The sequence below is a fragment of the Gemmatimonadota bacterium genome (assembly GCA_016704275.1).
Lineage (GTDB): Bacteria > Gemmatimonadota > Gemmatimonadetes > Gemmatimonadales > GWC2-71-9 > Palsa-1233.
This window is the reverse complement of sequence record JADJAK010000005.1, coordinates 96,356-112,428: the sequence shown is the minus strand read 5'-3', so window position 1 is coordinate 112,428 and position 16,073 is coordinate 96,356. Positions and strand designations below refer to the sequence as shown.

At 69.5% G+C, this 16,073-nt stretch carries 15 protein-coding genes and 2 tRNA genes; 5 read left to right on the top strand and 12 right to left on the bottom strand.

The window, feature by feature from the left end; genetic code table 11:
• Nucleotides 1–14: 14 nt before the first annotated feature.
• Genes tadA through gspG form a run of 10 tightly spaced genes read right to left on the bottom strand, consistent with a single transcriptional unit; the run spans nucleotide 15 to nucleotide 9,923 of the window.
• Complete coding sequence (gene tadA / locus IPG05_11240; protein MBK6495652.1) at nucleotides 15–1,544, bottom strand: Flp pilus assembly complex ATPase component TadA; 1,530 nt, start codon at nucleotides 1,542–1,544, stop codon at nucleotides 15–17.
• Nucleotides 1,541–3,193, bottom strand: coding sequence for a type II secretion system protein GspD (locus tag IPG05_11235; protein MBK6495651.1), 1,653 nt, complete (start codon nucleotides 3,191–3,193; stop codon nucleotides 1,541–1,543). The genes tadA and IPG05_11235 overlap by 4 nt, the downstream gene beginning before the upstream one ends.
• A gap of 2 nt (nucleotides 3,194–3,195) precedes the next feature.
• Nucleotides 3,196–3,705: a hypothetical protein gene (locus IPG05_11230; protein MBK6495650.1), complete on the bottom strand. Its 510-nt coding sequence runs from the start codon at nucleotides 3,703–3,705 to the stop codon at nucleotides 3,196–3,198.
• The gene (locus IPG05_11225) at nucleotides 3,702–4,316 is read right to left on the bottom strand and encodes a hypothetical protein (GenBank protein MBK6495649.1); all 615 of its coding nucleotides are present in this window, start codon (nucleotides 4,314–4,316) and stop codon (nucleotides 3,702–3,704) included. Before IPG05_11225 ends, IPG05_11230 begins: the two co-directional genes overlap by 4 nt.
• Nucleotides 4,313–6,577 (bottom strand): general secretion pathway protein GspK, encoded by a 2,265-nt coding sequence (locus IPG05_11220; GenBank protein MBK6495648.1) that lies wholly within the window; start codon nucleotides 6,575–6,577, stop codon nucleotides 4,313–4,315. Before IPG05_11220 ends, IPG05_11225 begins: the two co-directional genes overlap by 4 nt.
• Nucleotides 6,574–7,449, bottom strand: a complete 876-nt coding sequence (locus IPG05_11215) for a prepilin-type N-terminal cleavage/methylation domain-containing protein (protein ID MBK6495647.1) — start codon at nucleotides 7,447–7,449, stop codon at nucleotides 6,574–6,576. The genes IPG05_11220 and IPG05_11215 overlap by 4 nt, the downstream gene beginning before the upstream one ends.
• Nucleotides 7,446–7,835 (bottom strand): type II secretion system protein, encoded by a 390-nt coding sequence (locus IPG05_11210; protein ID MBK6495646.1) that lies wholly within the window; start codon nucleotides 7,833–7,835, stop codon nucleotides 7,446–7,448. Before IPG05_11210 ends, IPG05_11215 begins: the two co-directional genes overlap by 4 nt.
• Nucleotides 7,825–8,268, bottom strand: a complete 444-nt coding sequence (locus tag IPG05_11205) for a GspH/FimT family pseudopilin (GenBank protein ID MBK6495645.1) — start codon at nucleotides 8,266–8,268, stop codon at nucleotides 7,825–7,827. Before IPG05_11205 ends, IPG05_11210 begins: the two co-directional genes overlap by 11 nt.
• Nucleotides 8,265–9,461 carry a type II secretion system F family protein gene (locus IPG05_11200; protein ID MBK6495644.1) on the bottom strand — a complete coding sequence of 399 codons (1,197 nt, stop codon included), beginning with the start codon at nucleotides 9,459–9,461 and terminating at the stop codon, nucleotides 8,265–8,267. Before IPG05_11200 ends, IPG05_11205 begins: the two co-directional genes overlap by 4 nt.
• Nucleotides 9,462–9,473: 12 nt before the next feature.
• Complete coding sequence (gene gspG / locus IPG05_11195; GenBank protein MBK6495643.1) at nucleotides 9,474–9,923, bottom strand: type II secretion system major pseudopilin GspG; 450 nt, start codon at nucleotides 9,921–9,923, stop codon at nucleotides 9,474–9,476.
• Between the two features lie 200 nt (nucleotides 9,924–10,123).
• On the opposite strand from gspG, the gene IPG05_11190 reads away from it, so the two are divergent.
• The 5 genes from IPG05_11190 to IPG05_11170 all read left to right on the top strand — a co-directional run bounded on the left by IPG05_11190 (nucleotide 10,124) and on the right by IPG05_11170 (nucleotide 13,523).
• Nucleotides 10,124–10,210: transfer RNA gene (locus IPG05_11190), tRNA-Ser, on the top strand.
• 32 nt (nucleotides 10,211–10,242) lie between these two features.
• Entirely contained in the window at nucleotides 10,243–10,947 is a 705-nt protein-coding gene (locus IPG05_11185) for a DUF4412 domain-containing protein (protein ID MBK6495642.1), read from the top strand.
• Nucleotides 10,948–11,054: 107 nt separating this feature from the next.
• A complete protein-coding gene (locus IPG05_11180; GenBank protein MBK6495641.1) occupies nucleotides 11,055–11,849 on the top strand; it encodes an ABC transporter substrate-binding protein in 795 nt (264 codons plus the stop codon).
• Nucleotides 11,850–11,888: 39 nt separating this feature from the next.
• Nucleotides 11,889–11,978: transfer RNA gene (locus IPG05_11175), tRNA-Ser, on the top strand.
• A 126-nt stretch (nucleotides 11,979–12,104) separates the two neighbouring features.
• Nucleotides 12,105–13,523, top strand: a complete 1,419-nt coding sequence (locus IPG05_11170; protein MBK6495640.1) for a glutamate--tRNA ligase — start codon at nucleotides 12,105–12,107, stop codon at nucleotides 13,521–13,523.
• An 80-nt stretch (nucleotides 13,524–13,603) separates the two neighbouring features.
• Here IPG05_11170 and IPG05_11165 read toward each other — a convergent pair whose 3' ends face one another.
• Both IPG05_11165 and IPG05_11160 read right to left on the bottom strand, forming a co-directional pair.
• Entirely contained in the window at nucleotides 13,604–14,233 is a 630-nt protein-coding gene (locus tag IPG05_11165; protein ID MBK6495639.1) for an OmpW family protein, read from the bottom strand.
• Nucleotides 14,234–14,336: 103 nt separating this feature from the next.
• On the bottom strand, nucleotides 14,337–16,073 hold the full coding sequence (locus IPG05_11160; protein MBK6495638.1) for a M28 family peptidase: 1,737 nt from the start codon (nucleotides 16,071–16,073) through the stop codon (nucleotides 14,337–14,339).

Below are 16,073 nucleotides of genomic sequence, written 5' to 3'. Positions count from 1 at the left end.
TCCTGGGGGATCGATCAGGCCCGGGCGACGCGCACCACTTCCTCGAGCGTGGTGACCCCGTCGCGCACCAGGCGGAAGCCGTCCTCCTGCAAGGTCCGCATCCCACCCGCGATGGCCATGGCCCGCAGCTCCTCGGAGCCGCGACGCTGCTGCACCTCGACCCGGAGGGCATTGTCCATGACCAGCAACTCGTAGATGCCGACCCGACCAAGGTAGCCGGTCCCTCGGCAGGCGTCACATCCCGCGCCCCGCCAACGGGTATGCAGGGCGTGGCGGTCGAGATCGACCAGTTTGGCCAGGCGAGCATCCTCCGGGGCCGGGGCTCGGCAGGTCGGACAGATGCGTCGGAGCAGACGTTGGGCGAGCACGGCATCGACCGTGGAGGCCACGAGGTAGGCCGCCACCTGCAGATCGAGGAGGCGGGTCAGGGCGGTCGGCGCGTCGTTGGTGTGCAGCGTGGAGAGCACCAGGTGGCCGGTGAGCGCCGCCTGAGTGGCAATCTGCGCGGTTTCTCCATCGCGGATTTCGCCGACGAGGATCACGTCCGGGTCCTGCCGCAGCAGGGCGCGGAGCGCCCCCGCGAAGGTGACACCGACCTTCTCGTTGACCGGCACCTGCGGCACACCGGACAGCTCGTACTCGACCGGATCCTCGACGGTCAGGATCTTCTCCCGTCCGGTGCGGATCAACTCCACGGCGGCGTAGAGCGTCGTCGTCTTGCCCGACCCGGTCGGGCCGGTGGCGAGCACGATGCCGTGCGGCCGGGAGATGACCTCGGTGAACTGCGCCAGCGTGTCGGCCGCCATGCCGAGGTCGGTCAGCGAGATGCGGCCCCGCTCGCGGTCGAGGAGCCGGAGCACCACGCTCTCGCCACGCAGCGTCGGCACGGTCGAGACGCGGACGTCGACCTGGCGATTCTGCAATCGCAACCGAATCCGTCCGTCCTGCGGCAGTCGCCGCTCGGCGATGTCCAGCTCCGCCATGATCTTGATGCGGGAGATGATCGCGGCCGTGAGGTGTGGCGGCGGCGACGGCGCATCCTGCAGGACCCCATCCACCCGGTAGCGCACCCGCAGGCCGTCCTGATAGCCCTCGAGGTGCACGTCCGACGCGCGCGCCTCCAGCCCTTCGATCAGCAACAGGTTCACCAGCCTGATGACCGGCGCCTCGTTGGCGAGGTGCACCAGGTCGTCGAGCGGGATCTCGTCGGCGTTGATGGCACCGCGCTCGCCGACGAGCCCCGCGATCAGCCCCTCGGCGGTCGTGGCGTCCTGCGCGTAGACGCGACGAATCGCCGAGCGGAGATCGTGCTCACCATAGGGGAGCAAGACCACATCGGCGTCAAAGAGGAGCCGCAAGTCATCGAGGGCGGTCGGGTCCGGGGCAGGCAGCCAACTGCCGACCTCGAGACGGCCACCCTCCAGCCGGAGCGGCATCATGCCGTGCTGCTCCAGCCAATCGGCGGTCAGCGCGGGCGCGAGCCGATCGACCTCGAGCAGCTCGGAACCGGGGCGCGCAGCGACCATCGGCGCGGCGGTGGTCACGGGGTGCCGCCACCCACGGGGCGACGCACGGCGGTCGAGTCGGGGCGGCGAATCACCGGCAGGCCGATCGTGTCGGCCTTGGGCACAATGCGCGCGCCGGTCGGCACCTGCTTGAGCAGTTCGCTTCCATCTTCAACCGACCGCCGCAACTGGTCGATGTCCACGTCGGTGAAGATCACGTGCGGGGTGAGGAAGAGGAACAGCTCCGAGGTATTCGACGTCTCGCGCACGTTGCCGAAGAGCCACTTGCCGATGAGCGGAATCTTGCTGAGGATCGGAATGCCCGACTCGGTCTTGCTGCTGCTCTTCCCTGCCAGCCCGCCGATCACCGTCGTCTGCCCGTCCTTGAGGAAGACCTGGGTGGTCAGCTCGCGCTTGCTGATCACCGGGGCGTTGAACGCCACCTCGTTGGTCGCATTGTTGTCGGTCTGCGAGACGGTCAGGTTGACGTAGCCGTCGGGGTTGATCGTCGGCGTGATCGTCAGCACGGTGCCGACGTCGAGATAGGTGATCGTCTGCACGGTGGTCGGGGTGGCACCGGTCTGGATGCTCTGCGACACCTGCACGAACGGCCGCTGTTCGCCCACGTTGAGCACCGCCTCACGGTTGTTCTGGGCGATGATCACCGGCAGCGACAACACCCGCACGTCACCGCGCGTCTGCAGCGCGTTGAGCGCCACGTTGTAGTCGATCGTCCCGTTGCCGCCAGTCAGCTTCAGGATGAAGTCGCGGGCTGTGGCGGCCGATGGCATCGACGCTGAGTCGGCGGAATTCCCCTTCGTCCGAGTCCCCGTACCGGAGACGCCGACGTTGAGGTCAGTGTTGCGGGCCACCTCGGCAATGGTCACCTCGATCAGGACCTGGAGCGGCCGCAAGTCCACGGCGGCCAGCACCTGCTGGATCAAGACCCAGTCGGCGGCGGTGGCGCGGATCAGCAGCGCGTTGCTGCTCTCCTCGCCGACGATGCGCACCTCGTTGGTCACGGCCTGATTGCCCCCGAAGAGCGCTTGGAGCCCTTGCAGCGGGTTGGCCTGCTGCTGCTGCGCCTGGCCCGCCGCGCCACGACCGCCGCCCTGCACCACCGTCACGCCCTGGGTGGCCGCGGCGCCTCGGCCGCCCTGCCCGGCCGCACCGCGCGCCGCCGCGTTCTGGGTGCTGATCGAGCCGCCCGAGAAGAGCGCCGTCAGCACCGGCGCGAGTTGCGTCGCCGACGTGTGCTTGAGTCGGAAGGTGTAGAGCTTCATCTCGGCGGCCGCCGCATCGAGCCGCGCCTGCTGCTGCACCGTCGGACCGATGACCTGCGGCGTCCCGCTGATCTGCATCAGCGAGCCCGCGGTGGCGACCTTGAGGTCATTGGCCTCCGCCACCGCGCGGAGCATCGCGGCGAACTCGGCCCGATCGACCGCCTTCCCCATGCGCAGCGTGACCTTGGTCGCCGGGATGTTGCTCAGCGACACATTCACGCCACCAGCCTCGGCCAGCGCGGCGAGGACGGTGCGCAGGTCCTGGTCCTGGAAGTCGAGCGCCACACTTGGGACAGGCGCCGGGGCCGGCGTGGTCGCGGGTGGCCGTCGCGGCGGATTCTGCCCCGGCAGCGAGGGCACCACGGCGAGAAGCAGGAGGCTGGCAAGGCGAGCGGGTACGGGCACGATCAACTCCCGGGTCGAAGCGCTTGAATCTCGAGACGTTCGCCGGCCGGCGTCTGGAAGACGACGCGCCCGCGCTCGATGGCCTTCACGAGGTATACACCCACCTTGTCACCGACCCGCACCATCAGCAGCCGTGACGATTCGAGCTGACAGGTCGCGAAACTCGACCCGTCGGAGGCGATCGCGGTGCCGAGCACGACCGGTCGGGCCGGTGGCGGCGTGTCGGACGCGACTGCCGCCGGGTCACTGGGCAACCGATAACGCGCGACCGGTGCCATGCGGTCCGGATTGAAGAGATCGAGCGAGACGGCCGCGTCGACGTCGACCGATTCCGGGCGGGCCGGTGCGTTGAGCGCCTCCGTCGAGAGCATCGCTCCCGGCGGTGCGGCCGGCACGTCGGTCACCTGCCACATCCGCCGTGCCGTCCACGCCATGACAAGCAACGCCGCCACCACGCCGAGGGCCGCCCACCGCACCGCGGGGGCACTGCGCACTTCCATCAGGCCGCTCACGGGCGCCTCGCCACGTCAGGTCGGGCCGGCGAGGTCGTCGCCGTCGAGTCTGGCAAGGCATATCCGCTGATCGACGCGACAATGGTGAGTGTCTCGGCGTCCTCATTCCCGGGGCCGCTCAACGCCTGGGACACCTCGAGGCGCTCGACTCGCACCAGCTTGCTCCCCTGCTCGAGCGCCTGAAGGAATTCCAACAACCCTTCAAAGTCCGACTCGGCGCGAATCTCGACCCGCAAGGTGCGCACGCCGGCCGGGGACGTGGTCCCGGGGCGCGTCGTGGCGTCCTGCATCCACACCTTGTGCTGATCGGCAAGGTCGCCGAGATACGCGGCGAGCTCGGCGCTGGCCATCACGTCGTCGCGCCCCGCGAAGAGGCGCGGCGCGGTGGCGCGGGCGGCCGAGTCGGTCAGGCGCTGGACCTCGGGATTGCGCTTCGCCATCTCCACCGCGGCCCGCTCGCGGGCGAGCGCGTCAGACTCCACCTGGATGCGATCGCGGACATCGGCGAGTGCGGCCATGTACGGCCGGACTCCGAGCGAATAGAGCGCCACGGGGGCGAGGACGGCGAGGCTGCGCATGATCGTGCGGCGCTCGGACGGAGAGAGATTCATGGGCTCACCCCACCCAGGCCGCGGCGCACTGCCGAAATGGTGAACCGCTCCATCGGGTCGCTCCCTTCCGGTGCCTGACGCCGCACCGGGGCCGAGGCGCGGAGGTTGGCGAGCGCCGGCGACTCCTCGAGCGACTGGAAGACCAGCGAGGCACTCCCCGCCAGGCCATCCACCACCAACGAATCACCGCGGGCACGGAAGCCGGTGAGGTGGGCATCCTCGGGGACCCGGGCCGCGAAGTCCGCCAGAATACTCGACCATGCCGGCGCCGTCCGTTCCGCAGTCACCACGTCGGCGATCCGGCGATACGCCACCTCCATCGACGAGCGCCCGACCAGCGTCGCCTGCACCGCGGGTGCCACCTCCGCACGAGCCGATTGAATCGCGCTGAGTTGCCGGCGCGCACCGATCAACTCGAACGCGGCGGCGGCGACCAACAGGACCAAGGCCGCGGCACCGAGTTGCCAGGCGAGTCGCCGAATCTGTGCCGCCTGCGACACGCGCTGCGAGGCACTGGCCAGCCGGGGCGTCTCGACCGCCGACGCCATCGCCGCGGCGAGCGCCGCGGGGTCACTCGCGAGCCCGCTCCACTCTTCGGAGATTGGCTGCACCGAGAGACCCATCGACGCGAGCGCCCGAACCACCGTGCCGCGCAGTGACTCGTGACCGACCACCGCGACCGCATCGAGCGGGCGCAGGGCGTCGGCCAACAACACGGCATCCCGATCGCCGGCACGGAAGCGACGCACCGCCTGCAATCGTCCCGCGAGGCTCTCGATCAGCAGGGTGCGATCCGCCTCGGCGACGACTAACCCCACGACCCCGCGGGATCGCGCGGGCCACATCGCTCCTGCAGCCGCGGCCCATGCCGCCTCGGCCGGGACGATCGTCACGCCCGACCACCCTGCGGCGCGGGCGGCACCTTCGATGGCGGTGATGAGCCGTGCCGAGGCCGCCGCGGCGACCCGGGGCAGCTCACCCTCGCCCCGTCCGCGCGGCATCACGCCGATCACCTGGGTGCCGCGCGCGGCGAGGAAATAGCGGCCACCGGATCGGGCCAGCAATTGCTGCACGTCATCGTCGCCAAGGGGCGGGAGCGGAATCGAGCGCACTTCGGCGAGCGGCGGCAACAGGGCGATGGCGAGCGACTCGCGCCCCGGTGCTTCACCCCACTCCCGCAACGCCGACTCGAGCGCCGGCCACGCGGCAGCTTCCGGCGCGGCCTCGGCGAGCGAGAGACGCCCCGCCCGACCATCGACCCCGAGGAGGAGGGCCTCCGTCGCCGACAGCGCCACTCCGCGCGCGCCGGCCATCAGCGCACCCACGTGAGGGTCGCGCTCTGGCCGTTGCGCTGCAGCAGCGCCGTCACCTTGATCGGCAGGGCGCTTGGCCCCGCAGTCGCCACAATCGTCACTTCCACCTCGCGTGTATCGACCACTGCCAGCGCCCCGATCTGTCCGGCGATCACTGATCCTGCGCTCCCGCGCCCGCCGGTGGCCCCCGGGGACGACCGAGGCCACCGAGGCGATTCGCATCCCGCGCGACCGCTGCGCCAGCACGTTCGACAGGATCTGCGGTGTCATCCCCGGGATCGAGCGGAGGACCGCTTCCGGCGCACTATTCAAGTTGATGGTGCCCTGCCCATACACACGGAGATAGGGCGACATCAGGTCGAGAATCTGCGGTGTCATCCCGTCGACCATCGCCAGTTCCGCCACGTCGCGGAAGGGCCGATTGGCCGGCAACACCAGCGCACCTGCCTTCAGATACGCATCACGCTCGGCGCTGTTGAGCCGCGGCAAGTCATCGACGTCGCGCCAATCGAGGATCCGCTGGACCAGCCGTTCGGTCAGTCCGGCGTCGCGCAGCACGGCCTGGAAGAGGAGGCGGAGTTGATCCTCGTTGGCGGTGTTGATGTTCAGCTGCGCGCCAAGGTCGCGTGCCCGAACGGCCACCTCGTGCTCATCGAGCATCACGACGCCCGAGTAGATCGAATCGACGCCCATCCACGGATCGCCCGAGCGCGTCACGGCGAGCGCGGCGTTGCCCGAGGCCTGACTGCGTGCCGCCTGATCGAGCTGTGCCTGCACATTCGCCAGTGCGGCGAGGGCAATCCCGCGACCCTGCCCGCGATCAGCCGCGGCGAGCGCGAGCACGCGACGCTCCTTGCCGCTCAAGGCAAACTGCAGCGCGACAATCGAGATGCCGAGGATCAGCCACATGGCAGCGAGCATCGCCACGCCGCGACGATTGCGGATCATTGGCCACCCCCGCCGCGACCAACGACCGGACCACCGGGAGGCGCACCACCTCCGCCTGGCCCCCCGCCGCCGCCAGGGCCGCGCCCGCCACCGCCACCGCCACCACCACGCCCGCCGTTGCCTCTGCCTCCGCCGCCGCCGTTGCCGCGACCACCACCACCGAAGCCGCCACCACCGATGGCGCCGGCGCCTCCCGCCGCGCCAGCGACGGCCGCCTGCCCCTGCTGCGCCGTCGGTACCACGAGTGGCACCAGGAGCAGCCCCGGGAGGGAGTCGCCCTCCGCCGCGGCCAGCGTGAGCCGCATCGCGCGCGGCGTGATGGCAGCGGCGCCGACTGCGGGATACCAGCGATTGGTGCGACTGTCGAGGTACTCCACCGTGATGCCCGCGATTCCGGCGTCGAGTTGCTGCCGTTGGAGCGGCGACTGCGCGTTGGCCTGATACTCCACCGTGAGGCCGACCTCCGGGGTCTTCTCGTCGTCGTCGATGAAGAGGCGCATCGTGGCCGAGGGCGCACCGGCCGGATTCTCCGCGGTCGTGGTGAAGCGCAGCTCATCGCCGCTGATGACCGCAGGGGTCACGGCCTGGACGCTCGACACCTGCATCGGCTGGATCGTGGCACCGCCGCGTCCGCCCGCTTGGCGCGGCGTTCCGCCACTCTGGGCCTGGATCTGTGCCGGGAGGAGCCAACCGTGCAGCAGCGTGCGCAGTGACGCGGCGCGCTCCGTCGCCATCGTCGCCTCGACCACGGTCCGTCGGCGGTCGATGACGCCGCTGAACGCGGAGAAGCCGATCAGTGCCATCATGCCCGTGAGGGCCAGCGAGATGGTCAGCTCGAGCAGCGTGAGCCCGCGACGATTGCCGGTGCTCATCGCGCGCTCGGGACGGCGGGGCGTCGATAGAGCGCCGAGGTGATCGCGTACTCGCCGGTCGGCCAGCGGACGGTGACGACGACGTCGTACACGCCCGCCTGGGCGTTGGACGCCGCCGAGGTGGTCTCCCACGAGTAGTCGGCGAGCGGCTCCTCGAACTCGCCCTTCGCGACTGTGTCCGGCAGCGAGAGGAGCTCGCGATCGGTGAGCAGGGCGAGCTGGTCGAGTCGCGTCGTGGCCAGCGCCTCCGCCTCCAGCGTGTGGCGCGCCTTCTCGGCGGTGCGCAGTTCGGCGCCCACCGCCGCCATCGCGCTCACGGCGGTGATCGCGACCAGTGTCATCGCCGCGACGGTCTCGAACAGCGTCACGCCGCGGTTATTGCGCATCGGTCCTCGCCACGCCGTTCCAGCGATCGACCGAGAGCACGAGGCTCCCTTCCTGGCCGCGAACGACCACCGTGTCGCCGAGCGCGCCGCCGTCGGGACGAAAGCGCCAGGTGAGGCGTGCGGACTCGGTGACGAGTTCCTCGAGCCCGTCGAACGCCACCTCGCCCTCGCTGACTGGGCCACTCCCCAACAGTCCCGTCGAATCGGCGCGATAGCGGCCGGTCTCCGGATCGAGCACCACCGTCACCGTCACGTTGCTGTCGATGGCGATGTGACGCGCCGTGGTCAGCAACTCGATCAAGGCACCGGCGGTGCGCCGTGCAGGCGTCTGCCCGAAGTCCACCAGCGCGGGGACGACCAACCCCGACGCGATCAACAGCACCGCGAGGGTGATCGACATCTCGAGCAGGGTGAAGCCGCGGCGGCTGGTCACTTGAACGAGTTCGCGTTGATGCCGTAGATCGCCTGCAGGAGCGAGAGCGCCACGAAGGCGACGATCACGCCGAAGATCATGATCATCGCCGGTTCGGCAAGCGTCGCCAGACGCTGGGTGGCGCGCTCGGTGCGCTCCTCGAAGATCTCCGCGGCCTTGAGCAGGAAGGCGCGCAACTCGCCGGCGTCCTCGCCGACGCCGATCAACTGCGCCAGCAGCGGCGGATAGAGCGGCGAGTCGGCCACGGCCGCGCGCAGCGCCACGCCCTCGCGCACGCGCGCCCGGATGCGGGTGGCATCGTCGCGAGCGAGCGGGTCGTCGAGTGACTCGATGGTGTCGTCGAGCGCCGTCAGCAGCGGCGCGCCGCCGCCGAGCAGCACGCCAACCAGGCGGGCAAAGCGCGCCGCGAGCGCATACTGGCGCAGCGTGCTGATCAGCGGGACGGCGAGCAGGAACTGCGACCAGGCACGCTTGCCGGCCGGCGTCGTGCGCACCCACGTCACCAGCATGGCGCCGATCGCCGGAATGGCCAGCAGGACAGGCCAGAAGCGGCGCATGGTGCTCGAGATCCAGAGCAGCGCCGCGGTGGAGCGCGGCAGCTCGGCGCCGCTCCCCTGCAGCAGGCCGACGAACTGCGGCAACACATAGAAGACCAGTACGAGAATCGCCGAGGTGCCCGCCGCGGCGAGCAACATCGGATAGATCGCGGCCGACAGGACGCGACCGCGGAGTTGCTCGTCGCGTTCGAGCTGGATGGCCAGTCGGCCGAAGGCGCTGTCGAGATCGCCGGAGCGTTCGCCGGCCCGCACCAGCCCGACGTAGAGTGGCGAGAAGAGGCGCGGATGGGCCGCCAATGCCGCCGAGAGCGGGTCACCGCGTTCGACGCGCTCGCGCACATCGAGAATGGCCGACTGCACCACGCCGGAGGCGACACCGGAGGCCGCTTGAAGCGCCTGCGCCAGCGGCATGCCGACGGGAAGGAGCGAGCCGAGCGCGCGCGTCACCTCGAGCACGTCGCGCCGGGAGCCGCTGCCGCCGCCCTTCCCGCCCGCAGGAGCCGCCTCGGCCACCTCGAGCACCAGCAGGCCCCGCTCCTCGAGGGAGCGGGTCAGCAGCGCAGCGTTGGCGGCAGGGAGTTCCCCACGGCTCCGTTTCCCGGCGGCGTCCACCGCACGGTAGGCGAAGTTCGGCATGATCGGCTCGGCCTACTTCCAGCTCTGAACGTCGGCGTCCTCGCCCGAGCCACCGGGGCGGCCGTCGGCGCCGAGGCTCTGCAGATCGTAGCCACCGGGATTCACCTCACCCGGGGCGAGGTAGAGATACGCTGCGCCCCAGGGATCGAGCGGGATCGCCTTCCGGAGATAGGGGCCGCGCCAGTTCGGCGGCGGATCGGCCTGCGGCATCTCCCAGAGCGCCTGCAACCCCTGCTGCGTGGTCGGATAGCGGCCGTTGTCGAGGCGGTAGGCATCGAGGGCGGTCCCCATCATCTCGATCTGCGAGGTGGCTGTGGCCGACTTGGCGGCACCGACATGCTGGAAGATGTTCGGCGCGACCATCGTGGCGAGAATCGCGATCACCACGATCACCACGAGGATCTCGATCAGCGTGAAGCCGCGGCGGGCGGAGCGGAGCGTGCGGACGAGGGGAAGTGGCATCACTCGGTCGGGGTCGAGGTGGGAGTGCGCTTCTGGGCAGGCCGGGACGCCTTCTGGGCGGCGCATCGGCCGATCCAAGCAGTACGCACGGTGCGGGGACGACGTTACAGCCCCGGCGTTAAGGCTTCGATGCCTGACGGGGGGCGGGAGACGCAGCCCCGTACCGGAAGCTGCCCCACCCTCGTACTTTCCGGGGCGCTGGCGTGGTGGCAGAGCGGTTGAATGCACCGGTCTTGAAAACCGGCGGGCCCGGAAGGGTCTCGTGAGTTCGAATCTCACCCACGCCGTCCCACAATCTACCCCTCACCAGGAAGGTCCCGTGCGACTCCCGCTCCTCCTCCTGCCGCTCGCCCTCGCGCTGCCGATGGGCGCGCAGGGCTTCGAAGGCACCATGTCGATGCGCGTCGGTGCCCCCGATGGCACCATGATGGACGTCAAGTACATGATCAAGGGCGACAAGATGGGGATGACGGCAACGGCCCCCGCCTCGGCCGGCCCACTGGCGGGCTCCGAAGTTCGCATGATCATCGACCAGTCCGCCAAGACCATGACAATGATGATGCCGCTCCCGGCCGGCATGGGGAACGGCATGCTCCCACCGGACACCAAGGGCCTGAAGATGGTGAACCCCATTGGCAGCGGAACGGCGACGGAGGGCAGCAACACCCCGGTGGAGTACAAGAAGCTCGGCACCTCGCAGACGATCGCCGGCCTCAAGTGTGACGACTATGAGGCCTCGGCCGACGGACAGACCACAAAGATCTGCTTCGCCCCGAACGTCGGCATGTTTGCCTACCCGAACCTGGGCGGCGGGATGAATGGCCGTGGACGCGGCGCCGCGGCACCGGGATGGGCCAAAGGCCTCTCCACCGCCCCGGGGTTTCCGCTGAAGGCCTGGAGCGCCGATGGCAAGGTGTCGATGGAAGTCACCGCGATCGACCGCACGGCCGTCCCGCTCTCCACCTTCGAGGTCCCCGCCGGCTATGTCGACCTCAGCGCCATGATGGGTGGTCGTCGCCCCTGAGGCTCGACGCCACGCTTCCTCTCCTCGCGCTCCTCGCCTGCACCCGCGGCGAGGAGCGCGTTGGCGCAGCGGCCCGTCCCGACTTCGAAGATCCGTCGGGAAAGGCCGTGGTGCTGACCAACCTGCCGGTCCACCGCATTGTCTCCACGATGCAGTCGGCCAATGAGTGGTTGCTCGCCCTCGGCGCGGCGGATCGACTCGTGGCCCGGACCGACTTCGATCGTCAACCCGAGTTCGCCCACCTGCCCAGCATTGGTGGCGGGCTCGACCCGTCGCCCGAAGCGGTGGCAGCGTTGCATCCCGATGTGGTCATCGGGTGGCAGATCCGCGCCTCGGTCGACCTGCAGACGGCGCTCCAGCCCTTCCACATCCCGGTGCTCTCCTTCGAGACCACCGACACCGCCGATGCCTTCCGCCAGCTCGCCCGGATGGGCGCGCTGGTCGGGCGGGAGCCACAAGCCGATTCGATCGCCCGGAGCCTGCGCGGAGAGCTGGCAGCGATTCACGCCGAGGCATGTCGGGAGTTTGCCGCGCCGGAAACCGTCTTTCTGGTACTCTGGACCGAACCGCCGCAGACCGCCGGCGGGGGGACCTGGATGACGACGCTGCTCGAGACGGCCTGCCTGAAGAACGTCTTCGAGGACGAGCGGATCCCCTGGCCGACCATCGGCATGGAGTCGATCACCGCCCGGCAGCCACGCTTCATCCTGACCTCCCGGGGCGATTCGGTCGGCAAGCGGTTGGCGGAGTTCCGGGCCAAGCCGGGGTGGCGCGACCTCGACGCCATCAAGGCCGGCCGGGTCATCGAGATCCCCGGTGACCTGTTCGCCCGCGCCGGTCCGACCCTGCCAGCGGCCGCCCGGGCGATCGTCGCCGAGCGCCGGCGACTGGCCGGGAGGTAGCGGCCCCGGGCCGCCCCGAATATCTTGACCGCGCCGGATGGAGCGGTGGCCGAGTGGCTGAAGGCGACGGTTTGCTAAACCGTTTTAGGGGGTAAACCCCTAACGAGGGTTCGAATCCCTCTCGCTCCGTGTTGGGATCGTCGGGTAGGCAAGCTCAGACTGGTCGTACGTCAGAAGTCGTAAGTCATAGGCCATGCCCTCGCGCCTTACGACCTACGACCTACGACCTACGACCTTTCGCATTCAAGGATCTCCATGTCCGCACCTCGTGTCCGCTTCGCCCCCTCCCCCACCGGCTACCTCCACGTCGGCGGGGCCCGGACGGCGCTCTTCAACTGGCTCTTCGCCAAGCGGACCGGCGGCACCTTCGTGCTGCGGATCGAGGACACCGACAAGCAGCGCAGCACCGACGCGCACACGCAGGTGATTCTCGACGGGATGCGCTGGCTCGGCATCACCTGGGACGAGGGCCCGCTCTTTCAGGGCGAGTACGGTGCCCGGCACCGGGCCGACGCCGAATCGCTGCTGGCGAAGGGGCTCGCCTACAAGGACTACCTCACCGCCGCCGAACTCGACGCCGAGCGCGCTGCGGTCGAGGCGCGCGGTGGGGCGTTCCGCTTCGACCGCAAGTCGATCCATCTCCCCCCCGAAGAGACGGCGCGGCGCGAGGCGGCGGGGATGCCATACGCCATTCGCTTCGCGACGCCCGACGAGGAAATCGCCTGGATGGATGCGGTCCACGGCCGGATCTCCTGGCAGGGTCGCGACCTCGATGACTTCATCATCCTCCGCTCCGACGGTTCGGCGATCTACAACCTCGCCGTCGTCTCGGACGACATCGCGATGGAGATCACCCACGTCATCCGCGGCGACGATCACATCTCCAATACGCCCAAGCAGATCGCGCTGTATCGCGCGCTCGGCAAGGAGCCGCCGATCTTCGCGCACGTACCGATGATCCTGGGCACCGACGGGAAGAAGCTCTCCAAGCGCCATGGGGCCACCGCCGTGGGCGACTATCAGGACATGGGCATCCTGCCGGCCGCGATGCGCAACTTCCTGGCGCTCCTGGGGTGGTCGCCGGGACAGGACCAGGAGATCGTCACCGAAGCGGAGATGATCGAGCGCTTTGCGCTCGAGGACATCCAGAAGAAGGCCGCCGTGTTCGACCCGGCCAAGCTCGAGTGGATGAACGGCCAGTACCTCTCCAACTTCCCTGCCGAGGAGTTGCTGGCACCGGTCGAGCGGCAGCTCGGCATCCTCGGCGTGGCGCACGACGGCCGCGACTTGCTGCCGGTGATCACGGCCGTGAAGACGCGCGCGCGCACGATCACGCATCTGGCCGAGCAGGTGGCCTCGCGGATCGACGACAGCCGCGTGGTGCGCGACGAGAAGGGCAACGCCCTCGAGGCGAAGATGGGCGAGCGCTTCGCGACCTCGCTGCGACTCTGTCAGGAAGCGCTGGTCGCGATCGCCGCCGAGGCGTGGCACGCCGAGTCGCTCGAGGCCGCGCTCAAGGCGGTCGCCGAGACGCATGCGCTGAAACTCGGGGACGTGATGCAGCCGGTGCGCGTGGCGCTGACCGGCGGCACCGTCTCGGAGCCGGTCCCGGAGCTCCTCGCCGTGGTCGGTCGCGATGCCTCGCTGGCGCGGATCGCTCGCACCATCGGCTAGCCCGACGCTGCACCCTGACGCAACAAGACGGGGCCCGCGAGGGCCCCGTCTGCGTTACCGCTCCAGTGGATCAGCGGCGACTAGAAGCGCCGGCCGATGCCCACGCTCAGGAGCCAGGGATCGACCTTGACGGCCGAGACCTTGGCGCCACCAGCCGTCACGTCCGAACCGATCATGACCTTCTTGGCATCGACGTTCAGGAAGAAGCCGGGCGCGAGCTGCACGTCCGCGCCCACCTGGGCGGCGCCGCCGATCGAGCTGCTCTCGAGATCCAGCGCGCCGACGCCTGGCACGTTGAGGTCGACCTTCGAGATCAACGTCAGGTTGCCACCCGCCCCGACGTACGGGCGAATCTTGCCGGTGGGGAGGAAGTGGTACTGGAGCAGCAGCGTCGGCGGGAGATGCTTGAAGGTGCCGATCTTGGTGCCGCTGAGTTCGACGTCATGCTGCTGCGGATAGGTCAGCACCAGTTCCGCCGCGATGTTCGCCGTCAGGAAATAGGCGATGTCGAGTTCGGGAAAGACCTTCGAGCTGACGGTGATGGCGTCAGCCGGAACGTTCAGGGATGGGATCGCGTCGGACTTGTCGGCCGGCGTGAGGGAGAGGGCGCGCACGCGCAGCAGCCACGGGCCTTCCTTGGACTGCGCCGAGGCCGGCACGGCGACGGCAACCAACGCGAGCGTGAACAGCAACGAACGGAGCGAACGCATGCCAAAACTCCTGGTCTGGTTCCACTCGGGGGACTGAAGCATACGCAAAACGAGCGCACCATCCAAGCGCGCTCGCATGCGGAATCCGGACTCTTTTTGTCCCCTACTTGAGCGTGGCCAGCACCTCATCGGCGACCGCGCGCACGCGTGCCTGTCCCGCGGCAACCTGCGCGGCGAGCCCGGTGCCGCCGACGGTGAGTTCCTGCACCGTCGGCAATGCGGCGACGTAATAGTCGCGCCACGCTTCGACGATCTTCCGCTCCGCAGCGGCATCGCCACCCTTCGCGACCACGGCGCGCGACAGCGCCGCCTGCGTCCGCAACTCCTGCGCAGCCACGTCGACGAGCTCCTTGAGCGCCGCACCACCGACCGCGTCCGTGCCTGCGGTGAGGAGGAAGCCGGTGGTCAGCGCGCAGTTGCCGACGTGGCCCAGCGTGGTGGCGCTCACCATCTCGATCCGATCCCGATCGGTGTGGTAGTACTGGTCGGTGAAGTGCCAGAACAGCACCGCCGGAATCTTGTTGCTGAGGAACGGCGTGTGATCGCTGCCGCCCTCGAACGGATTGGCCTTCACGACCCATCCCGTGGTCGCGGCCCGATCGAGGCAGCGTTGCCGGGAGAAGTCGTTCAGGAAGTGCGGCCAGATATCCGCCTGGCGGACCGGCGAGCTGCCCCACTCGGTGTGCTGGTCCTCGCCGCGCACCCAGACCGCCGACGGATCCTTCATCTTCTCGATCAGGAAGCTGCCGCCGGTCAGGGCGGTGTTCTCGCCCACCATGTCGAGCGACATCCCCCATTTGACGCCGGCGCGACGCGTGCTGTCTTCGGAGAGATAGCGCGCCGTGGCACGGATTTCGTCACCCCAGAGGAAGGTCATCGTCCGGGCGGGATTCACCCGACCGCCCTTGACCAGCACGGCAGCGGTCCGCGCCATCTCCGCCAGCAGCCCGACGCCCGAGGCGTTGTCGTTCGCCCCCGGTTCCTGCACATGGGCAGAGTAGACGAAGCGCTCAGTCGGGCGCACCGCGCCACGAATCTCGGCGACGATGGTCCGCTCCGGCGCCACATCGAAGACCGCCCGCACCACGGCCTGCACCTCGACCGCACCCGCAGCGAGCGCCGCCTTGATGGAGTCACGCGCCGCCGCCGAGAGGTAGATCAGGAACCCCTTGTTCACCGTGTCGCGCGCCACACCCGAGAACTGGATCGAGTTGACGTTCTTGGACTGCTGGTTGAAGGCCGGGAGCTTCTGCGGTGCGATCACGCCGAGCGCACCGCGCTGCATCGCCCGGGTGAAGAGGCTGCGCGCGTTGCCCTCGCCGAAAACGATCTTCCCCTTCACGTCGACCTTGGCGAAGTCGGCATCTGCCCCCGCGCCGACATCGACGACCGCGGCTCGCACGCCACCGGCCGGGGTCGCCCAGGAGTTGGCGGCGAGCATGTTGTGGTTGCCCGCCCAGGTCAGCAGTGGCCTGGCTCGGCCGACGATCGTCAGCGATGCATCCAGGGGTGACCAGGCGGGGGCCGTCATTGGCCGGGACTCGATCCGGTACGTCAGCCGATCGGTCGGCTTGGCGGCCCCCTGCTCGACATAGCCTGCCTGTCGCAGCAAGGCGGCGACGGTGTCGATCGAGGCGTTGAAGCCGCGATTCCCCGGCAACCGGTAGAACTGCTCGACGAACGCGACCGTCGCGAGGGCGCGGGGGCCCGACAGTTCTCGCGACACGGCGGTGGTGGTCGGCGCAAATACCGACGGCACCGCCGGCCGCGTCGTGGCCTGGGCCGCGAGGGCGACGGGGAGCGCGAGCAGCGCCACGAACGGAAGAAGCGGATGACGCAT

Coding starts and splice junctions, on each gene's coding strand:
- IPG05_11200 (MBK6495644.1), bottom strand. CDS start 9,461: ATGCCGAACTTCGCCTACCGTGCGGTGGACGCCGCCGGGAAACGGAGC.
- gspG (MBK6495643.1), bottom strand. CDS start 9,923: ATGCCACTTCCCCTCGTCCGCACGCTCCGCTCCGCCCGCCGCGGCTTC.
- IPG05_11225 (MBK6495649.1), bottom strand. CDS start 4,316: ATGAATCTCTCTCCGTCCGAGCGCCGCACGATCATGCGCAGCCTCGCC.
- IPG05_11220 (MBK6495648.1), bottom strand. CDS start 6,577: ATGATCCGCAATCGTCGCGGCGTGGCGATGCTCGCTGCCATGTGGCTG.
- IPG05_11165 (MBK6495639.1), bottom strand. CDS start 14,233: ATGCGTTCGCTCCGTTCGTTGCTGTTCACGCTCGCGTTGGTTGCCGTC.
- IPG05_11170 (MBK6495640.1), top strand. CDS start 12,105: ATGTCCGCACCTCGTGTCCGCTTCGCCCCCTCCCCCACCGGCTACCTC.
- IPG05_11160 (MBK6495638.1), bottom strand. CDS start 16,073: ATGCGTCATCCGCTTCTTCCGTTCGTGGCGCTGCTCGCGCTCCCCGTC.
- IPG05_11210 (MBK6495646.1), bottom strand. CDS start 7,835: ATGCGCAATAACCGCGGCGTGACGCTGTTCGAGACCGTCGCGGCGATG.
- IPG05_11215 (MBK6495647.1), bottom strand. CDS start 7,449: ATGAGCACCGGCAATCGTCGCGGGCTCACGCTGCTCGAGCTGACCATC.